The organism is Aquimarina spinulae, assembly GCF_943373825.1.
Classification (GTDB): Bacteria; Bacteroidota; Bacteroidia; order Flavobacteriales; family Flavobacteriaceae; genus Aquimarina; species Aquimarina spinulae.
In genome coordinates this window covers 3,296,192-3,313,591 of the sequence record NZ_CALSBP010000002.1, presented here as the reverse complement: position 1 = coordinate 3,313,591, position 17,400 = coordinate 3,296,192, and the positions used below count along the sequence as shown (strand labels likewise).

17 protein-coding genes are annotated in these 17,400 nt (G+C 32.5%); 6 read left to right on the top strand and 11 right to left on the bottom strand.

Features of this window, described 5'->3' with window-relative positions:
• Nucleotide 1 precedes the first annotated feature (1 nt).
• The 4 genes from NNH57_RS19745 to NNH57_RS19730 all read right to left on the bottom strand — a co-directional run bounded on the left by NNH57_RS19745 (nt 2) and on the right by NNH57_RS19730 (nt 5,211).
• Nucleotides 2-2,086, bottom strand: coding sequence for a PepSY-associated TM helix domain-containing protein (locus tag NNH57_RS19745; protein ID WP_108807984.1), 2,085 nt, complete (start codon nt 2,084-2,086; stop codon nt 2-4).
• Nucleotides 2,086-2,388, bottom strand: a complete 303-nt coding sequence (locus tag NNH57_RS19740) for a hypothetical protein (RefSeq protein WP_024772239.1) — start codon at nt 2,386-2,388, stop codon at nt 2,086-2,088. The genes NNH57_RS19745 and NNH57_RS19740 overlap by 1 nt, the downstream gene beginning before the upstream one ends.
• A 3-nt stretch (nt 2,389-2,391) precedes the next feature.
• The gene (locus tag NNH57_RS19735; protein ID WP_132065773.1) at nt 2,392-2,721 is read right to left on the bottom strand and encodes a hypothetical protein; all 330 of its coding nucleotides are present in this window, start codon (nt 2,719-2,721) and stop codon (nt 2,392-2,394) included.
• A 63-nt stretch (nt 2,722-2,784) separates the two neighbouring features.
• Nucleotides 2,785-5,211 carry a TonB-dependent receptor gene (locus NNH57_RS19730; RefSeq protein WP_108807985.1) on the bottom strand — a complete coding sequence of 809 codons (2,427 nt, stop codon included), beginning with the start codon at nt 5,209-5,211 and terminating at the stop codon, nt 2,785-2,787.
• 850 nt (nt 5,212-6,061) lie between these two features.
• Between NNH57_RS19730 and NNH57_RS19725 the strand changes: the two genes are divergently transcribed.
• The 6 genes from NNH57_RS19725 (at nt 6,062) to fabZ (ending at nt 11,566) form a co-directional block, all read left to right on the top strand.
• Nucleotides 6,062-6,295: an acyl carrier protein gene (locus tag NNH57_RS19725; protein ID WP_159099229.1), complete on the top strand. Its 234-nt coding sequence runs from the start codon at nt 6,062-6,064 to the stop codon at nt 6,293-6,295.
• 34 nt (nt 6,296-6,329) lie between these two features.
• Nucleotides 6,330-7,817 carry a phytoene desaturase family protein gene (locus NNH57_RS19720; protein WP_108807986.1) on the top strand — a complete coding sequence of 496 codons (1,488 nt, stop codon included), beginning with the start codon at nt 6,330-6,332 and terminating at the stop codon, nt 7,815-7,817.
• Nucleotides 7,818-7,924: 107 nt separating this feature from the next.
• Nucleotides 7,925-8,674: a 3-oxoacyl-ACP reductase FabG gene (gene fabG, locus NNH57_RS19715; RefSeq protein WP_108807987.1), complete on the top strand. Its 750-nt coding sequence runs from the start codon at nt 7,925-7,927 to the stop codon at nt 8,672-8,674.
• Nucleotides 8,675-8,712: 38 nt separating this feature from the next.
• Nucleotides 8,713-9,942, top strand: coding sequence for a beta-ketoacyl-[acyl-carrier-protein] synthase family protein (locus NNH57_RS19710; RefSeq protein ID WP_108807988.1), 1,230 nt, complete (start codon nt 8,713-8,715; stop codon nt 9,940-9,942).
• A gap of 17 nt (nt 9,943-9,959) precedes the next feature.
• On the top strand, nt 9,960-11,057 hold the full coding sequence (locus tag NNH57_RS19705; RefSeq protein WP_074409454.1) for a beta-ketoacyl synthase N-terminal-like domain-containing protein: 1,098 nt from the start codon (nt 9,960-9,962) through the stop codon (nt 11,055-11,057).
• Nucleotides 11,057-11,566 carry a 3-hydroxyacyl-ACP dehydratase FabZ gene (gene fabZ / locus NNH57_RS19700; RefSeq protein WP_108807989.1) on the top strand — a complete coding sequence of 170 codons (510 nt, stop codon included), beginning with the start codon at nt 11,057-11,059 and terminating at the stop codon, nt 11,564-11,566. Before NNH57_RS19705 ends, fabZ begins: the two co-directional genes overlap by 1 nt.
• Nucleotides 11,567-11,735: 169 nt before the next feature.
• Here the strand turns inward: fabZ and NNH57_RS19695 are convergent, their stop codons facing one another.
• The 7 genes from NNH57_RS19695 to NNH57_RS19665 all read right to left on the bottom strand — a co-directional run bounded on the left by NNH57_RS19695 (nt 11,736) and on the right by NNH57_RS19665 (nt 17,355).
• The gene (locus NNH57_RS19695) at nt 11,736-12,419 is read right to left on the bottom strand and encodes a DUF4386 domain-containing protein (RefSeq protein WP_074409452.1); all 684 of its coding nucleotides are present in this window, start codon (nt 12,417-12,419) and stop codon (nt 11,736-11,738) included.
• 222 nt (nt 12,420-12,641) lie between these two features.
• Nucleotides 12,642-12,800 carry a phosphopantetheine-binding protein gene (locus NNH57_RS19690; RefSeq protein WP_159099230.1) on the bottom strand — a complete coding sequence of 53 codons (159 nt, stop codon included), beginning with the start codon at nt 12,798-12,800 and terminating at the stop codon, nt 12,642-12,644.
• A gap of 144 nt (nt 12,801-12,944) precedes the next feature.
• The gene (locus NNH57_RS19685) at nt 12,945-13,604 is read right to left on the bottom strand and encodes a 4'-phosphopantetheinyl transferase family protein (protein ID WP_108807990.1); all 660 of its coding nucleotides are present in this window, start codon (nt 13,602-13,604) and stop codon (nt 12,945-12,947) included.
• A 2-nt stretch (nt 13,605-13,606) separates the two neighbouring features.
• On the bottom strand, nt 13,607-14,536 hold the full coding sequence (locus NNH57_RS19680) for an alkaline phosphatase family protein (RefSeq protein ID WP_108807991.1): 930 nt from the start codon (nt 14,534-14,536) through the stop codon (nt 13,607-13,609).
• Nucleotides 14,537-15,727: an ACP S-malonyltransferase gene (fabD, locus tag NNH57_RS19675; RefSeq protein ID WP_108807992.1), complete on the bottom strand. Its 1,191-nt coding sequence runs from the start codon at nt 15,725-15,727 to the stop codon at nt 14,537-14,539.
• Nucleotides 15,728-15,762: 35 nt separating this feature from the next.
• Nucleotides 15,763-17,043, bottom strand: coding sequence for a beta-ketoacyl synthase N-terminal-like domain-containing protein (locus NNH57_RS19670; RefSeq protein ID WP_199915417.1), 1,281 nt, complete (start codon nt 17,041-17,043; stop codon nt 15,763-15,765).
• A 51-nt stretch (nt 17,044-17,094) separates the two neighbouring features.
• Nucleotides 17,095-17,355, bottom strand: a complete 261-nt coding sequence (locus NNH57_RS19665; protein ID WP_074409446.1) for an acyl carrier protein — start codon at nt 17,353-17,355, stop codon at nt 17,095-17,097.
• Nucleotides 17,356-17,400 lie beyond the last annotated feature (45 nt).

The following is a 17,400-nucleotide window of genomic DNA, read 5'->3' as shown; positions in this document are numbered from 1 at the left end:
TTTATGGTATTTGAATATTTTTCCACTTATTCAAATTTATAACCAGAAAGATACTCGCAACTGCCATTAAGAGTAATATAAAAATTTCAGAATAATTAGCTGCTTCATGCATGATCGCTTCAATAACATGATATACATTAAATAAGGCTACAATAATTGCCCAAATAAATGAAATCCATCGAAACCATTTTTTAGATACTTGCACAGTCATTACTGCAAATAAGAAGGCCAATCCTTCCATTAAAATACGCCACTGATGTGCCCAAAAAGGTGTTTCTCCGGTTGAACCTTCAATAAAAACTGATTCTTTAAAAAACACATTAGCTAATCCATAAATGTGATGAAATATAAATCCAAGGATAATAAATATCCACAATATGATAATTTTTGTTCTCATGGTTATCGAATTATGATTTTCGTCTTTTATTTCTAATTTACTAGCTTCTATCTTATTATTTTGTTTTGCTTTAGCTTTTCTAATTTCTTCGGCTTTTAAAGCTGAAACATTTTTATAATCTATCTGGTTTTTATCAAAGGAACTTTGTGCCTTTACTTGTGGTTGTATCTTAAAGTAAAAAACAAGTGAAATTGAAGCAATTATAATCCACAGAACATCAACCAATACAATTTCAAATTGATGTTGATTAAACGTATTCCATATCCAATTTCCTGATATAATTCCGTTACTAATCGGGATTAGAAACCCAAAAATAGCTCCAAGTAATAAACTATATTTATTGGTTGCATAATTATCTCTCTTAAATCGAAAAAAGAAAATAGTGATCAACCATAGAATAAAATAAAAGTAATAGATCGCGGTTTGTTTATCTTCGAAATAGCCATTCGAAAATTTGACAAATAAAAATGCCAGTGCAGTCACAGGAAGCATTGACAAACAAATAGCTAAGTAAATATGACCTACTCTAGCAGTATATAATCTTTGGCTAATTGTCATGCTCTTTTTATTACGAGCTTCGATCCAAATTAAAACTCCCGTAATGATAACAAAACACGTTATCATTGCTAAAATGAAATAAATAATTTTCATTGGGATTCCGCCATAATCTCCAAAATGTAATCGACTTATAGTACGTTGAACATCTTCAGAGTAAACTGTTTTATCGGGGTCTTTCTGTTCTTCTATTTTTCCTGAGAAGACATCAAGAACAGTGCGACCCGTACCAATAAAACGTTTATTATCTTCATATTCACCAATTAAAACATATTTCATATTGGTGCCACCATAGTTTTTTATAATACCTCTTGTTAGGTGAAAATCGGTCTGATCATTTCTCGTTTTTTTCGAAAAGGCATTAAAACTGGGGATTTCTTTTTCTGCTCTAGCAGTCCACTCGTACGTTTTTCGTTCGGGACGTAAATCCTCCATCAGTTTGGTCTGATTATTATATAAGGTATTAGCGGGAAGTAATACCAAAATACTTAAGCAAAAATAGGCACCGGTAACAGCAAAAATGAATTGAAAGGGTAATCCTATTACTCCAAGAGCAGTGTGAGCGTCTACCCAAACACGTTTTAAAACTGATTTTGGATTGAACGTATAAAAATTAGGAATGATTTTTTTCCAATGAACAATAACCCCGGTAACGATAGCAAATAAGAAAAATAATGCTACAAAACCAGCTAGATATATACCGATTGAGGGTAGTTGTGCAAAAAAATGTAATCGGTATAAAAACTCTCCTAAGCTGTATTGCTCCGGATACGTTTTGGTATCGATAGAATTAATATCAACATAGAAATAATTAGACTGTTTTCCTTTTTCTGATGCCAATGAGTCTTTACTCGCTCCCATAAAAACATAAATATGGTCACGATCTTCTCCTAAGTTAAGTTGTAAATCTCTACCGATTAATTCATATTGATCATCCAGCGTTTTTAATATTCTATCATAATCAATATCACTTCTTTCAACATGACCTATGGATTTTCCTTCTTCCCATATTGCAATTTCTTCTTTAAATAAAGCAAATGCTCCTGCAAAAAATATGATGTATAAAGCGACACTAATTATTATACCACTTACAGTATGTGTATTAAAGAATATATTATGATTTCTCTTACTCATTATACAAAAGGGTTATTTTGATTTCCTAAATAATATATCCCAAACAATACTATGGCTATTAATATATATAGCAACCAGGCTTTCCATCCATTTTTAAATAAAAAAGGAACAATTAAAAGCGCACACCATACGATAAACAAAGTAAATATTGAGGTAATTAAAATTTCTTGTGGATTAGGCAACCAAAGCGGTAAACACATATGTAATAATGCAGAAATGATATAACCTCCTAAAATTCCTGCAGAAATTTTAGCAAATTGTTGCCAGGGAGATTTATCTAAATATTTGGGGTTTGCTGGCATAATTTATAATATTAATTCAAGTATTAATAGCACTAAAAATAAAACTGAAATCTGTTTGTACGTTACTTTTTTTAATGGAGCTATAATGATAATTAATCCTAAAATTATCATCATCAAAAAAAGCCAAAATAAAATCCCTGATGTTCTTCCAAAAGAAACAACGATAATAATCAATGAAGCCAATAAAAATACAACCGCTATCACCTTTGAAATGACTCTGTTTAATTGGACCCATTTTTCAGCAGGTAAATCATAGCTTATTAATACCTTTTCTGAGGTATGGTATAATAAAAAACTTCCAAAAAAAATTAATAATATACTAACTGTTATCATTCTATTTTTATAAACCAAACCACTCTAAATATTTTATTTAGAGTGGTTTTCTATTAGATTATTTTAAAACTTATATATTAAATTCGCATATATAGCTCTTGGGGTTTGGGGCGTTATAGTTGACCAACCTTTGTAATATTCTTTATTAAATGCATTATTCAATTTTAGGCTAATTCTATATTTTTTAGCTTGATAAAAAATAGAAGCATTAGCAACAGTATAACTCGGAAGAATAAACTCTCCGGTAGATACATAGTTGATTGCAAAACGTTCACTCGCACCATTGAAGCCTAATCCCAATCCAAAACCATCTAGTTTACCATTTTGAAATTCATAACTCGTCCAAAAGTTATAAAGTGTTTCAGGGCCAGCTTCTAATGGCCTACGATTTAATATTTCTGCATTATCAGATTTTGTGGTTTCACTATCATTATTGCTAAAGCCTGCTCTAATATTAAGACCGTCAATAGGGCTAGCGTTTACTTCAATTTCAAAACCACTGCTTTCTACTTCTCCTCCTTGTATTTTATTGAAAGGTGAAGCTGGATCTGTAATAACACGATCTTTTACCTTAATATCATAATAACTTACTGTAGCATTTAATCTATTATTAAATAAATTAGTCTTAACACCAAATTCTAATTGATTAGCCTGCTCTGGATCAAAAGTTCGTAACGTCTGTGGGCCAGCATTCGGATCTCCTACTAAAGCAGGTTCTACATTAGTGAATCCGTTTTGATAATTAGCAAATACAGATAATTTATCCATTATAGGTTGATATAAAACACCAAATTTTGGAGAAAAAGCTGTTTGGTCATAATCATCTTCAAAGTTTGCAAGATCGCCTTCATTATCGAATACGTCTAATCGTAAACCTACCATTGCCGATAAAGATGGAAGAATATTAACAACATCAGAAATATAAGCACTGTAAATATGTGATTTAGATTTTACATTAGATATACCTTGGGATTCTAGAGCAGCATCTACACTAGCCGTTGATAGTGTAAATATATCAGTCTCTACATCTGGTGTAAAAGGATTATCTCCATTAGAACCTCCCTCAGGAGTTATATTTCCATAAAAAGCAAAGCCGCTACTATTATTGGTTTGTGTTGAGTTAAAATAATCGATACCCAAAACAACTCTATTTCTAATTGATCCCAATTTAAAATCTCCTATAAAGTTTTGTTGAATATCTGTGGTCTGAGTATTAGAGTTTTGTTTACTAATAAAACGAGAAAAAGTGTCATTCCCCAAAACTCCAAAATCAAACAAATAAGAATAATATCCTTTTGTAGATGTTGAACTTTTTGACAATACGGTTTGTGATTGCCAAGTATCAGAAAGCTTATAATCCATTTCTACACGATAATTTTGCGTAGGGTTTTCTAAGGTCAATTCATTACTAGTAAATGACAATTTATAATTGTATCCTAATTCATCTAAGTTATTCGCTTGAGTAGGTGCACTTCTATTCAAAAACAAAAACATAGGATTAGTCTGTTCTGCCTGTGAAATTTCTCCATAAAACGAAAAGGATAATTTATTATTAACACGATACGATAGTGATGGAGCTACAAAAAAAGATTTTCTAAAACCCGCATCTTGAAAACTCTGTTCTGTAGCATAAGATGTGTTCAATCTAAAATAAATGTTATTGTTTTTATCCAATGGGGTATTAATATCTCCACTTACTTGATTAAAACCATAGGTTCCAGATGTAAAAGAAAGTTCGCCTCCAAAACCTATATATGGTTTTTTTGTAACAACATTTATAAGTCCTCCGTATGAAGTTACGGCACTACCAAATAGTGTCGCAGAAGGGCCTTTTACCACTTCAATTCTTTCAATGTTCGCTGCATTAATAGTTCCGTTTGTAAGACCTGGTATTCCATTAACCAATTGAGGTTGTACCGAAAACCCTCGTAAAGAATAATATCCGGCTCCGTCTCCGCCTCGTCCTGTAGAAGACCATAATTTTTCAACACCAACTGCATTTTTTAATGCATCTTCAAAGTTTGTTACCACCTGTGATTTCAACAAATCTGTGGTGACTGTGCTATAAACTTGAGTATTTTCTAAGTCTTTTAAAGGTAGTTTAGCTACATAGGCTGTTTTTTTTCTTGAAAATTTATTTCTTCGCTCTCCTTCTATTATAACTTCGGCTAAAATTTCATTTCCTTCGTATAGGATAATGGCATCAAATTGTTTGGTTTCATTATTAGATATAGTAAAAGGAATTTCTTTTGTCTTAAATCCTAAATAGGATACAACAAGAATATGATCCCCGTCTGCAACGTTTGTGATTTCAAAAGCTCCATTTTCATCAGATTGTACTCCTTGAGTTGAGTTTTTAATGATAATATTAACTCCTGATACCACAGCTTGAGTGTTATCTACAGTTGTACCTTTTATACTTCCATTTTGTGAAAAAGAAAAAGAGGTTGATAATAGCAATGCTAAAATGATAAGTAATTTATTTTTCATTTATTATAATTGATAGATTTAGAAAATTATGTTTATTTATTCTAAATAAACATAATATATGCGCCGCAAATCTATTAAGAATGATTATAAATAAAAATATTCTATCCTGTTTTTTTAAAAATTTTACTGGTATCAAGTAAAAAATATACTGTCAAATTAGAAGAACTAGTAGAGCAGAATCTACATATAGCATTTTATTATTCTGAAAATCAATAAACTATACTCAATTTGTATAAAAAGCTGGTACTATAATCTCTAACAAAGAAAACCTCTATACATATTGTATGTATAGAGGTTTATAGACAAAATAGTATTAAAGTCGTGACTAGTATCGAGCTTTTTATCCGAAGATCATACTCAACTTCAACATTCTATAGTGTTATTAAATGTTCATTTTCTATACTTTTTCGCATAAATTCTAAGCTTAAATCAAATTCAAAACGTAGAATATATATTACAAAACTCTTACTTATATCTTTTGTGCTTTCTAATATTTTCTTTACTAGTGCATTTCTGCACATGCTCTTTTGTCAAATCCATTTACTATTAATCACCGATGAAATCAATTATTAATCTTTTAATCAATATGCATCAAACGTCATTTCACTGTAAACAGGGGGAAGAAGTATTTTGAAAAAGAAATAAGTTTACAACTTAAATCAAATCATATACTACATATATCACGAGATTTTTAGTAAAAACTCTTAGCATTATTACTTCTATCATCTTGTGATTCTGATAATGTCATCTAATTATTAATCAGTTACCTATTAAGGTATAAGAAACAAAACTTAAGTGTTTCTTCATTATCAGAAGATAGGATATGAAAATTAAATATAAAATTGAAATCATGGAAAATTTATTAGACGAAATCGCCGAAATTATTGCACCTATTGCCGAATGTGACATAGCAGACGTTACTCCGGATGTTAACTTACCAAATACATTAGGAGTTGATTCATTAAGAGGATTAGAAATCATGGTAATGATCGAGAGAAAGTTCAAGGTAAAATTATCTGAAGAGAGGTTACAAGAGATGACTACTCCAAAAAGGATTGCTAATATGATTACAGAACAATTATAGTCTGTAAACTAAGACCAATAAATTAGAAATTAGAATGATCAGTAAAGAATTAGTCGTAAAAACAAAAGAAGTCAACGAACTTATTATTGGTGCTGGTTTAACTGGGTTGATATATGGTATTACCTTATTAGAAAAAAAGAAAAATGTCGCTATTGTAGAAGGGCATATTTATCCCGGTGGATATGCTACCAGTTTTGTGCGTAACAAGCGAAAATATAGATTCGATTGTAGCCAACACAAAATAACAGGTCTTGGTAAAAATGCTAATCTAAGAGATGTATTTGAAAGAATAGATCTTTGGGATAAATTAGATTTCAAGTATTTTGATGAGCTGTTTTCTATTCATGTAAAAGGGCAATATTACCATATTCCTGGAAACATCAAAGGCATTAAGATATATCTCAATGAACAATTTCCTGAAGAAAAAGAGAGTCTTGATCATTTTTTTCATGACATCAATACTATTGGTTATCAAAACTATATGTTTGTAAGAATGCTTCTAGGTGAATATCAATTAAACAGGAATTTACTTCCAGAAACCAGACAGCTTCAAAATCTTACAGTTAAACAATATTTCCAATCATACTTTCAGAATGAACATTTAATAGAAGTTTTAAGTGCTATATCAATGTATTTAGGGACACATGCTAATGAGGCCAACGCTGTTTACTTTTTACACTATTTATATGCTGCTTTTTGTACAAAACCTGGATATGTATTAGGTACAGCACAATCACTTTCAAACTTTTTATTAAAAGAGTTTAAAGAAAGAGGTGGATATGTATCTCTTAAAGATACTGTACATCAAATTGAACTTAATGAAGAAGGTGAAATAACTCAGGTAAATAGCAGAAAACATCATTTTGTTACCAAAACCGTTACGGCAACATGTTCTCCACATAACGTAATGAAAATGTTACCTGAATTTTCTGAAAAAGAAGCTTTCGAAAGTAAGCTTCAGAATCTAAAATTTGGATGGGGGCATTTTTGCGTTTACATCATTACAGATCTAGACCCAGAAGAATTAGGTTTTACTAAGGAAGAGTACATTCTTGTAAGTGATAAAGGCGACATATTAACTCCAGAAGAAAAAGAATCAGACGAACGTTACGATAAATTAAGTTTAAGTGTTACCAATTACCATAAGATGGATCCTGAGTGTGGAAGAACCATCCAACTCATTGTCCTAGATTATAAGAGTGACTGGTTCGAACTAGAAGAACAAGCATATTTGTCAAAAAAAGAGCGTATTCAGGAGCGTATTATTCGACGTGCTTACCAATACTTCCCAAAATTAGAAGGACATATTCTTTATAAGGAAAGTTCTACGCCAAAAACGAACAAAAAATATACAAATTCTCCAGAAGGTTCGGCTTTCGGGTATAAAATTTCGCCAAACGACAACATGCGGTTCTTATCCAAATCCCCAGTAAGAGGATTAAAGTTCGTTGGAACATGGGCTTCAGGAGCTGGATATGAATCTGCAATGTGTCAAGGTTTTATGCATGCCAAGCTAAGTTAAAAGAACTTGTATAATTAGAAAGCGCAGATAAATTTATAAAGAAATGACCTAGGATCAACCTATTGTTTCGCCAATTAACCAAACATTATTAAAACTCAAATTAAAGCATGAAAAACGACTTAACAGACAAATTATTTCTAATAACAGGTGGCAGTAAAGGAATTGGTAAAGCAATAGTTGAAAAGTTCTACAAATCGGGCGCAAAAGTGGCCTTTACTTATAATAATAATCAAACTTCTGCAGAGAAAATAGTAAACACTTTAGGAAACAATGATTCAAGAATTAAATGCTATAAACTAGATGTTAGGAATTATGATGACATAGAACAATTAATTCCTGAGATTGAAGAAGATATGGGAGAGATTTATGGGTTAGTAAATAATGCGGGGATTACAAAAGATAGAGCATTTTTAAGAATGCAACCACAAGATTGGAATGATGTTATCAATACTAACTTAAATGGCGTTTTTAATATGACTAAAGCTTTTGGAAATAAAGCAATTAGAAGAGGGAGAGGAAAAATCATCAATATTTCATCGGTTTCTGGGTTAAAAGGAAGTCAGGGACAAGCTAATTATGCTAGTTCTAAGGCTGCAATTATCTCATTAACAAAAACATTAGCCAGAGAGTTTGCCTCTTTTGGCGTACAAATAAATGCTGTAGCACCTGGATTTATTGCAACAGAAATGGTTGATGCCATGCCAGAATTAGCTAAAAAGAAAATAAATACCATAGTTCCTATGAAACGTATGGGAGAATCAAAAGAAGTTGCTGATGCTGTTAAATTTTTAGCATCTCCTTCTAGCGATTACATTACAGGCCATACTCTTGTTATAGACGGAGGATTGACCGCATAACAACTTAATAAAAACATTACAATTTCAAACAAAGCATTATGAAAAGAGTAGTAATTACCGGTTTAGGTGTTGTGAGCCCAATCGGATCTAACATTCAGGAATTCTGGAAAAATGTAAAAGAGAAGAATACAGGGATACGTCATTTAACCAAATTGGATAGTACAAGATTTAAAGGTAATTCATTATCTGCAGAGGTTATTGGTGAGGATGTATTAACATGTAAAAAAGATATATCTTCATATAGTACATCTGTAGAGTATGCATATAAAGCTTCTAAAATGGCACTAATAGATGCTGGTCTTTCAGAAAAAATAGATTATCCAAACAGGTATGGAATAATCTTAGGAACTACTAACGGAACAGAAGACATTGTAGAGCGTACTATAGATACTTTTGGTATTCAAAATGAAAAAGAAGAATTATCGACAGATGCAAAGAAAATGTTATCTTATTTCAGGCCAATAGAAATGAGTTCTATGGTCGCTAAACTTTGTAATCTTGGAGGAACAAATATGGTAATTCCAACAGCATGTACAGCAGGAAATTATGCTTTTGGAACAGCTTTCTCAATGATTAAAGAAGGACGTTCTAAAGTTATGCTGGCCGGAGGTTCGGATCCGTTTACAAGATCCTGCTACACAATATTTTACAGATTAGGAGCAATGACCAAAGAAAACATCAAACCTTTTGCAGAAGACAGAACAGGAATGGTAGTTGGAGAAGGAGCTGGAATCATGGTTTTAGAAGAATTAAAACATGCATTAGAAAGAGGAGCAAAAATATATGGAGAGATCTCTGGATACGGATTAAGTTGTGATGCTTATCACCCAACCGCTCCAGACCCTGATGGAAATGGAGCAGCTTTAGCCATGAAGAAGGCTCTTGAATATAGTGGATTAACTATAGATGATATTAGCTATATCAGTGCTCACGGAACAGGAACAAAAGCCAACGATTCTCATGAAGTTAATGCTATGTATAAAGTCTTCGGAGAAAAATTGACAGACATACCTATTCATTGTTTAAAATCAGTAATTGGCCACTGTATGGGAGCTGCAAGCGCTTTTGAAGGAATATCGGCAGTATTGTCATTACAAGAACAGATCATTCCAAGTACAAAGAATACAGAAAAAACAGATGAGTCTTTCCCTATTTCAATAGACTTAAATACTAAAGATATAAAGCAAACAAAAATTACCAATATCATGAGTAACTCATTTGCTTTTGGAGGAAACATCTGTAGCTTAATCTTTAGTCAATACAATTAAACAAACTAGAATAAATAATGAGTAATAAAGATATTGCAATAGTAGGGCTAGGATATGTTTCTTCTTTAGGAAGTGGGATAGAAACATTCTACAATAAAATTGATCAAAATTTGCCGACAACCAAAATGGACACCTATGATCCAGATGGATTCTTAGGAAAAAGAGGGTTTCGTTATTTTAGTAAAGCAACTAAAATGTATTGCAACTTGGCATTTCAATGTATCTATCAGAATAAAGTAAATGATGTCGTTGAATTGAATAAAGATCGAGTAGGCTTATATGATGGGTCCGAATTATCCAACATTGAAGATGGGTTTGTTTTTGATCTAGTCGCTAAGCATGATGGACCAGAATTAGTAAGTCCGATGAGCACACCAAATACAATTGCTAATGCCGCAGCTTCGCAAATGGCAATTCAAACTAAAATTACCGGACCAAATTTTTCTATTAACGGAGGTACATGTAGTGCAATTCAAGCTATTGATATTGCTTCTATGCATTTAAAAGAAGGTATCGTTGATTGCGCCATAGTGGGTTCGACAGAAACAATATCTAAATATCATAAGGCAATTAGAGAAGGAGAAAACAGAGAAACCAAATTGCCTATTGCTAACGAATATGGGGTTTCTATAGCTTTAGAAAGAGTAGAGACTGCTTTAGAGAATGAACAATCAATTTTTGGGATTATAGTCGGAGTTATTTCAGGGCAAAGTTACAAAGAACAATCACACGAAAACTTATTAGCTTTCTTAATTCAAGAATTAATCACCAATAACGGACTTACTATTTCGGATATAGACATGATCATGGTGGGCTCTGGAGCTCACAATATAGATGGAGTTACATTCTCTTCAGAAATTAGTACAACATTAGGAGAGATCCCTAAATTATTTTTCCCGGAAATGGTATATGGAAACGGTGATAATGCTGGTGGGTTAACGAGTATTTTATACGCTATAGGATTGTTCAATAAGCAACTAAAAGAAGCGAAAGGATACTTTACAAAAAGAACCATTCAAACAGAAGGTATTGAAATAACTCCTATAAATGCAATTGTTGCGACTATAGATAAAACAGGGTACACAGTAGTAACACTTATTAAAAAATACAACTAATGAAAAAGGCAGTATTACAGAATTATCAAATACAAAAATTATTACCCCATAGATACCCTTTTCAGTTAGTCGATCAGGTAATAGAGTATGAAAAAGGGAAATCTATTATCGCCATAAAAGCTGTGGGTATTGGAGAACCCGCTTTTCAAGGGCATTTTCCAGAGTTACCAATTTTTCCAGGTGTATTATTAACCGAAGCTATGGGCCAAACCTGTGGTTTATTGGTGCAATTAAGTAATCAGGATTGGGAAGAACAACAACCTATTAACTATAAGATAAACTCTGCTAAAATTGGCGTTTTTGGAGAATATAAGGTTAAATTCTTTACCCCTGTTGTCCCTGGCACATTAGTATATTTACATGGAGAATTAGACTGGACGATGGGATCCGCTTCTTGTCTAAAAATAAAGGCATATAATGGTGATATACTTTTTGCAAAAGGAACGGTTACAGTAGCAATGATAGATAAAAAAAAGCTAATTCCACAAACAGAGACTCTTACCACTTAGTACATACCGTATAGAAAACAATACCTTAAATTTCTAAGAAAACTTTCGGATTAGTAGTACGAAGGAAATAGAATTCTTTTTACACAAAGCTAAAACTCTAATTCAAAAAGATATACTTGCGATATATTATAAAATTATACGTCTTTTATGCTTTCTAATATTTTCTTTACTAGTGCGTTTCTGCACATGCTCTTTTGTCAAATCCATTTACTATTAACCATATCCCTAGAATCAATTCTAATATTGCCGTCGGAACATTTAAAATTAAGTATTCGGCTGTGATAATTTCAATAACCTGAAATAAAATCAAAATACTTGCTATTGCAGACAATAATGTACCTAATACCCCCCAAACCGAAAGCCAACGAGGCACTAGTCGCGATTTCACTAATAAAACATACAACATAAAATTTCCTATACATAAAACCAGAACCATAAATACATGGTTTATATAATCCCGCATAATTTTGAATACATTTCCTAATGCTTTTAAATCCGGAGAGCTTTGAGGTGAATTATATACAAACTCCTGACTTAATGCTAATATGGACAATAATAATATGGTTCCAAAAATTACGAGTGTTGCCGAAATTATCCTAAAACTAAAAAAGCCGATTGCTAAACTCCCATCAAACCTTCTGATTACCGGGTATAATAAAATTGCAATTCCTAAATATGCAAGCGACATCATAAACTGAAAGAAAGCATCTATGATTACATTATTAGAATTTGCAGCGGCTTCTGTTAAATATTTTGTAGAATCAATGGATGGTGCTACACTAAAAACCCCTGCAACCATACCTGCTATAAATAACAAACCTGCCAATCTTACTTTACTTTTTATCAAATACATGAGCTATTTTTTTGCTATAAAACTTTTTTTAATAAGTAAAAATATTCAATAAGTAATAAAAAACACGACTAACTGGTCTTTCTAATTTTGTACAAAAATACAAAGCGAAAACAAAAAACATATAGATATATCTAAAAGCTTTTGAAAGCCTTTAGTTAAAAATATCAATTCTGGTTTCTGATGAAAAGTATTCAATTATTAACCTTGATCAACTACCAGGATTCACTGCTCCTTCAGCTTATTTGCAAATAACGCTGCAAGTTCACCAAGATTATTGGCTTTATAAAATTCTCTTGCTGAAGCTGTTAACGATAGTTCTTCGAGCATCCTTGCAATTAGCTCAGCTCTACCAATAGAATCCATTCCGAGAGGAGATAACATTGAAGAGCGTATGATAGGACCATGCGCTATGTCCAATGAGATATCAGCTACATGAGTAGCTATCAAATCAAAAATGTCGTTTTCGTTCTTATCCATAATCTATAATTTAATTTGAATTAGTTTTTAATTAATTTGTTAATTGGGCTAAACCAGATGTGATTTATAAAAATTCACATCATGCATATTAAATGTTGATGATTGATTCGTTGCTAATGCTACACTATATCCTTTAGTAAATACAAAATCGTTAACAAACCACAATTTATCGTCAAAATGAACAGTGTTGTTCTTTACTTCAAGTTCATTAAGAGGGATATAAAACCCTCGACCATCTGCCTTAATCACACTTTCTTTAATGGTCCAATATTTATAAAACGCATTTAACGGGCAACTTGCATTGTTAATCTCATCCCATTGATCTGCAGTCATTAAATTCCTAAAATCTTTTAGGTTTCTCTTTCGGTGTTCTTCAATATCAATACCAAGCCTGATATTTTTTCCTATTGCACAAATCACATAATCTCCAGAATGGGATATATTAAAATCATATTCATTCATGGTTAAATATGGTCGTTTGTGTGCACTATAAGCAATAAGGTCCCAAATGTTGTTTTCTATATCACAATTCTTTAATGCTTTAATCAATAGCAATCGACCAAACAAATGTGCGTGTCTATCTTGCCAACGAAGGTATTGTGAGTTTTTTTTCCTTAAATCTGGTGGTAGCAAGGATAGATAATCCGAAAAAAGACTATGCTCCAGTGGTTCTTTAAAAGATGTAAAAAAAATATCTATAGAATGCATTCTCAAATCTTTTCAAACTTAGTAATCGAGGCCGTATCAAATAATTTTGAAAATATGGTGTCAAATAGTTCATCAATAGCTTTCACTTTTAAAAAATGATGTGTTTCTTTTCCCATAAAAATAAAAGGAACCTCATTTTTACTATGCCCGCCAAAGGAAAGATCTTCAATATTTCCATGATCACTGGTAATTAAAACATGAATATTTTCTGGTTTACCATGAATTACTCCACGAAGAAATTCATCAAACATCTCCAAAAACATGATGGATTTATTCATATCCTTTCTATGTCCTATTAAATCCGGTAAAAAACATTCATATAAAATCAAATCATAGTCATTTGTTAAGTTCTTTAAATTTTCTCCGGCTATAAATGGAGTTATCAAAGGGATCTTATTGTTGGGCATATCTTGTAAAGTAAGGTTGGTAATATCCCAATGTACAGCTCTGCCTTCAACAAGGTCATTCATAGTATTAAAATTATTTTTGGCAGCTAATACGCAACGTGTAGTTACACTATAATTTGAAGAATCCTTATCAAAAGATTTGAAAAATCCATCGGTATAGGAATTAGCAAAAATGCTTTTGATATAATTCTCTTTGGCGTATTTAAAAATTGATCTTTTATTGATCATTGCAATCAATTGATCATTTGGATATGCCATCAAATGATGTCCTAAAAATGCCTGAGCGTTATACCCGGTAAATAAAGATGTTTGTCCCGTCGCGCTTTGAGGTATTCCTTCAATTCCCAGGCAAGCATCAATTCCTCTCATCAGGAAATTTTGTTTAACAACATTTGTGGTATTGGTTAATTTCTCTCCAACCAAGTTAAACAGTGTAGGCATAAAAGCTTTGGTAAATGGATTGGATTTTACATTTTTCCCTAAGCCAACTCCATCTAAAAAAATAAATATTAATTTATTTTTCATTTAACTGCTTTGAACAGGTTTTACCTCTCTTAGATCAAAATATCCATTATATCCTTTGATGTATACCGCCGCTCGGTGACCAAACAATATTACTGCTTCTGACCTGGTTTCCAGTTCATTTTCATAAAAGCCTGAGAGTACTGGTGTTCCTACCGGATAAACTTCGTTCCATTGCTCTACAAGCTTAGTAGGATCTGATATTTTCTTTTGTTTTGCTACTTTTGTTACCGATTTGTTTTTTTTAACTGGTTTGGTCGTTTTCTTTGAACCGCTGGATATTGTTTTAGAGTGCTTTTTTTGACCAACTTCTGTCTTTTTACTGATTTGTTCCTTAGCAGTTTTTGCAAAATCTCTTTTGATATATCCAATCAATTTGGTCAGTACATCGCCTACTCCCAGTTCTTCAAACTCCATCTCTCCCTGATGCAACAAATATGTCATGCTTTCGGACCATCTTACACTGTTGGATAACTGATCTATTAAGTGTTTACCTACATTACCATGTGCATAAGGTTTTCCGGTAACATTAGCAATTACTTCAATTTTTGGCTTATAGAATCTTGTTTTCTTTATAAATTTTTCGAATTCGGCAGCTGCTTCTTTCATATAGCGGGAGTGAAATGCTCCGCTAGTATTTAAAGGTATGAACATGATATCTGCTTTTTCAAAAAATGGATGCGCCTTTTCAATATCTTCTTTTAGACCAGAAATGACAATTTGAGAAGAAGCATTTAAGTTTGCAATATCAATAGTAGTTAGATTTGCATCCTTTAGTATTTCCTGAATTTTTTCTTCTGAAGAATTTAAAATAGCAGCCATTCCTCCATTTTTGGCCTGGCTCATGAGTTCGCCTCTCTTTTTAACCAGTTTAAGGCCGCTTTCAAAACTAAACACACCTGCTGCTTGCAATGCATTATACTCACCAAGACTATGGCCTGCTAAAAAATCTGGTTGTTTTTCTCCATCCTTAATTTTCTTCTGATAAGACAAAGCGTTTACAACATATAATGCCGGCTGAGTATATTGTGTTTGATTTAACTGATCATTAGCATCTTCTAAACAAAGTTCTTTAATAGAATATCCCAATATTTTATCTGCTTTCTTTATCAACGCAGGAAACTCATCAAAAAGTTGCTCTCCCATTCCTTTTCTCTGCGAACCTTGACCGGGAAATATATATGTTTTCTTCATTTTTATCTTGTTTTTTTATATTAGGTTTATAAATCTTAATTTTTTCCTCTTTTTAATACGATCGAAGTATTTATTCCGCCAAAGCCAAAAGAATTACTCATTGCCACATTGGGCTGATAATCCATAGCTTCGACACCACAAAACTGTAAATTGTTACAAACTGGGGTTTCCAGATTTTTATTCGGATGCAAAAACCCTTGTCGCATTTGTTCTACTGTTGCAATGGTCTCTACCATACCTGCCGAATACAAACAGTGCCCTGTTAACCCTTTAGTAGAATTTAACCACAAACCAGAAGTATGATCTTTAAAAACTTTGCTAATAGCTTCTGCTTCGGTTTTATCTCCCAGGGGAGAAGAGCTTCCATGAGTATTTATATAATCAACATCTGAAACTGATAACCCGGCTTGATTTAATGCCGAAAGCATCGCCTTTGCTTCACCATCTACATTTGGATTGGCAGCACTATTGCTATCAAGGTTTAATCCATAACCTTTGATTTCGGCCAGAAATGGGACACCTCTTTTTTCAGCACTTATTTCAGATTCTAGAATTACACAGGCACTGGCTTGTCCGTAAATAAAACCTTCATGTTTCGAATCAAAAGGACGGCAAGCTTTTTCTGGTTGATCCAGATATTTCTTACCTCCCATAGCTCCAATGTTAATAAAACCTTGAATATCCATAGGCGAAAGGTCGGCAACAACACCGGTCACTAAACACGCATCAACCAAACCTGCATGAACAAGTTGATATCCTTTTATAATACCTACATTTCCGGTAGCAGATGCTCCTCCCACAGTAAATCCTTCTCCTTTAATATCAAATAACTCACTCAAGATCCCAACTTGATTGGTCTCTAAAAATTCTAGAGCATATCGAGGAGAAAGATATTCTGGATTTTTTCTAAATTTTGAAATTAGGTCATATTGATAATTCTGAGTACTGTTTTGTCCTGCAACAATCAGCCCTACTCGTTCTGGTAAAGGCTTATTATCATGTAGTCTGGCACTAAACCACGCTTCTAAGGCAGAAACAATAGACGTTTGGATACCAAAAGGGGCTCTTCTACCTAACCGCTTGGCATGTTGGCATTTCTCTTCTGATACATTTTGAAAACGATTTACAAAATCAGAGAAGGAAAAGCCTTCTATCTTAGCAGCAACATCAACAGATACTTTTGGTTCTTCTATAATAGGTGTTTTTTTAACACCTGATTTTCCACTCCTTAAGGAGTTACAAAATGTAGAAACATCATTACCTATCGAAGAAACTGTTCCCATACCAGTAATTCCAACTTTATTTGTTGTCAACATTGTCTATTTTTTTAGTCACAAATATTCTTATTAGCAATACCATTAACGATTTTAATTACTTTCTACAGATGTTGCATAATTCTCTACCAATACGTCTACCATACCTTGAATATTACTTACTTGAGCGAAGCTCATTAAAGGTATTTTCAGATCTAATTCTTCCATAGACATGGTAACTACCTCCATCCTATCGATTGAGTTAGCACCTAATTCTCGTAGATTTTTTTCGATATGAACCTCCTCCGGTTTTATATCCGGAAGCACTTCTATAATAACATTTTTTACTACTTCAAAAACATGTTCTTTTGACATAACTTCTATTATTTATTTAAATATTATACACTTCTTTTTAGCTTA

Coding starts and splice junctions, on each gene's coding strand:
- NNH57_RS19740 (WP_024772239.1), bottom strand. CDS start 2,388: ATGCCAGCAAACCCCAAATATTTAGATAAATCTCCCTGGCAACAATTT.
- NNH57_RS19695 (WP_074409452.1), bottom strand. CDS start 12,419: ATGTATTTGATAAAAAGTAAAGTAAGATTGGCAGGTTTGTTATTTATA.
- NNH57_RS19705 (WP_074409454.1), top strand. CDS start 9,960: ATGAGTAATAAAGATATTGCAATAGTAGGGCTAGGATATGTTTCTTCT.
- NNH57_RS19685 (WP_108807990.1), bottom strand. CDS start 13,604: ATGCATTCTATAGATATTTTTTTTACATCTTTTAAAGAACCACTGGAG.
- NNH57_RS19665 (WP_074409446.1), bottom strand. CDS start 17,355: ATGTCAAAAGAACATGTTTTTGAAGTAGTAAAAAATGTTATTATAGAA.
- fabZ (WP_108807989.1), top strand. CDS start 11,057: ATGAAAAAGGCAGTATTACAGAATTATCAAATACAAAAATTATTACCC.
- NNH57_RS19680 (WP_108807991.1), bottom strand. CDS start 14,536: ATGAAAAATAAATTAATATTTATTTTTTTAGATGGAGTTGGCTTAGGG.
- NNH57_RS19720 (WP_108807986.1), top strand. CDS start 6,330: ATGATCAGTAAAGAATTAGTCGTAAAAACAAAAGAAGTCAACGAACTT.
- NNH57_RS19745 (WP_108807984.1), bottom strand. CDS start 2,086: ATGAGTAAGAGAAATCATAATATATTCTTTAATACACATACTGTAAGT.
- NNH57_RS19670 (WP_199915417.1), bottom strand. CDS start 17,043: ATGTTGACAACAAATAAAGTTGGAATTACTGGTATGGGAACAGTTTCT.
- fabG (WP_108807987.1), top strand. CDS start 7,925: ATGAAAAACGACTTAACAGACAAATTATTTCTAATAACAGGTGGCAGT.
- NNH57_RS19690 (WP_159099230.1), bottom strand. CDS start 12,800: ATGTTATCTCCTCTCGGAATGGATTCTATTGGTAGAGCTGAGCTAATT.
- NNH57_RS19710 (WP_108807988.1), top strand. CDS start 8,713: ATGAAAAGAGTAGTAATTACCGGTTTAGGTGTTGTGAGCCCAATCGGA.
- NNH57_RS19725 (WP_159099229.1), top strand. CDS start 6,062: ATGGAAAATTTATTAGACGAAATCGCCGAAATTATTGCACCTATTGCC.
- fabD (WP_108807992.1), bottom strand. CDS start 15,727: ATGAAGAAAACATATATATTTCCCGGTCAAGGTTCGCAGAGAAAAGGA.
- NNH57_RS19730 (WP_108807985.1), bottom strand. CDS start 5,211: ATGAAAAATAAATTACTTATCATTTTAGCATTGCTATTATCAACCTCT.
- NNH57_RS19735 (WP_132065773.1), bottom strand. CDS start 2,721: ATGATAACAGTTAGTATATTATTAATTTTTTTTGGAAGTTTTTTATTA.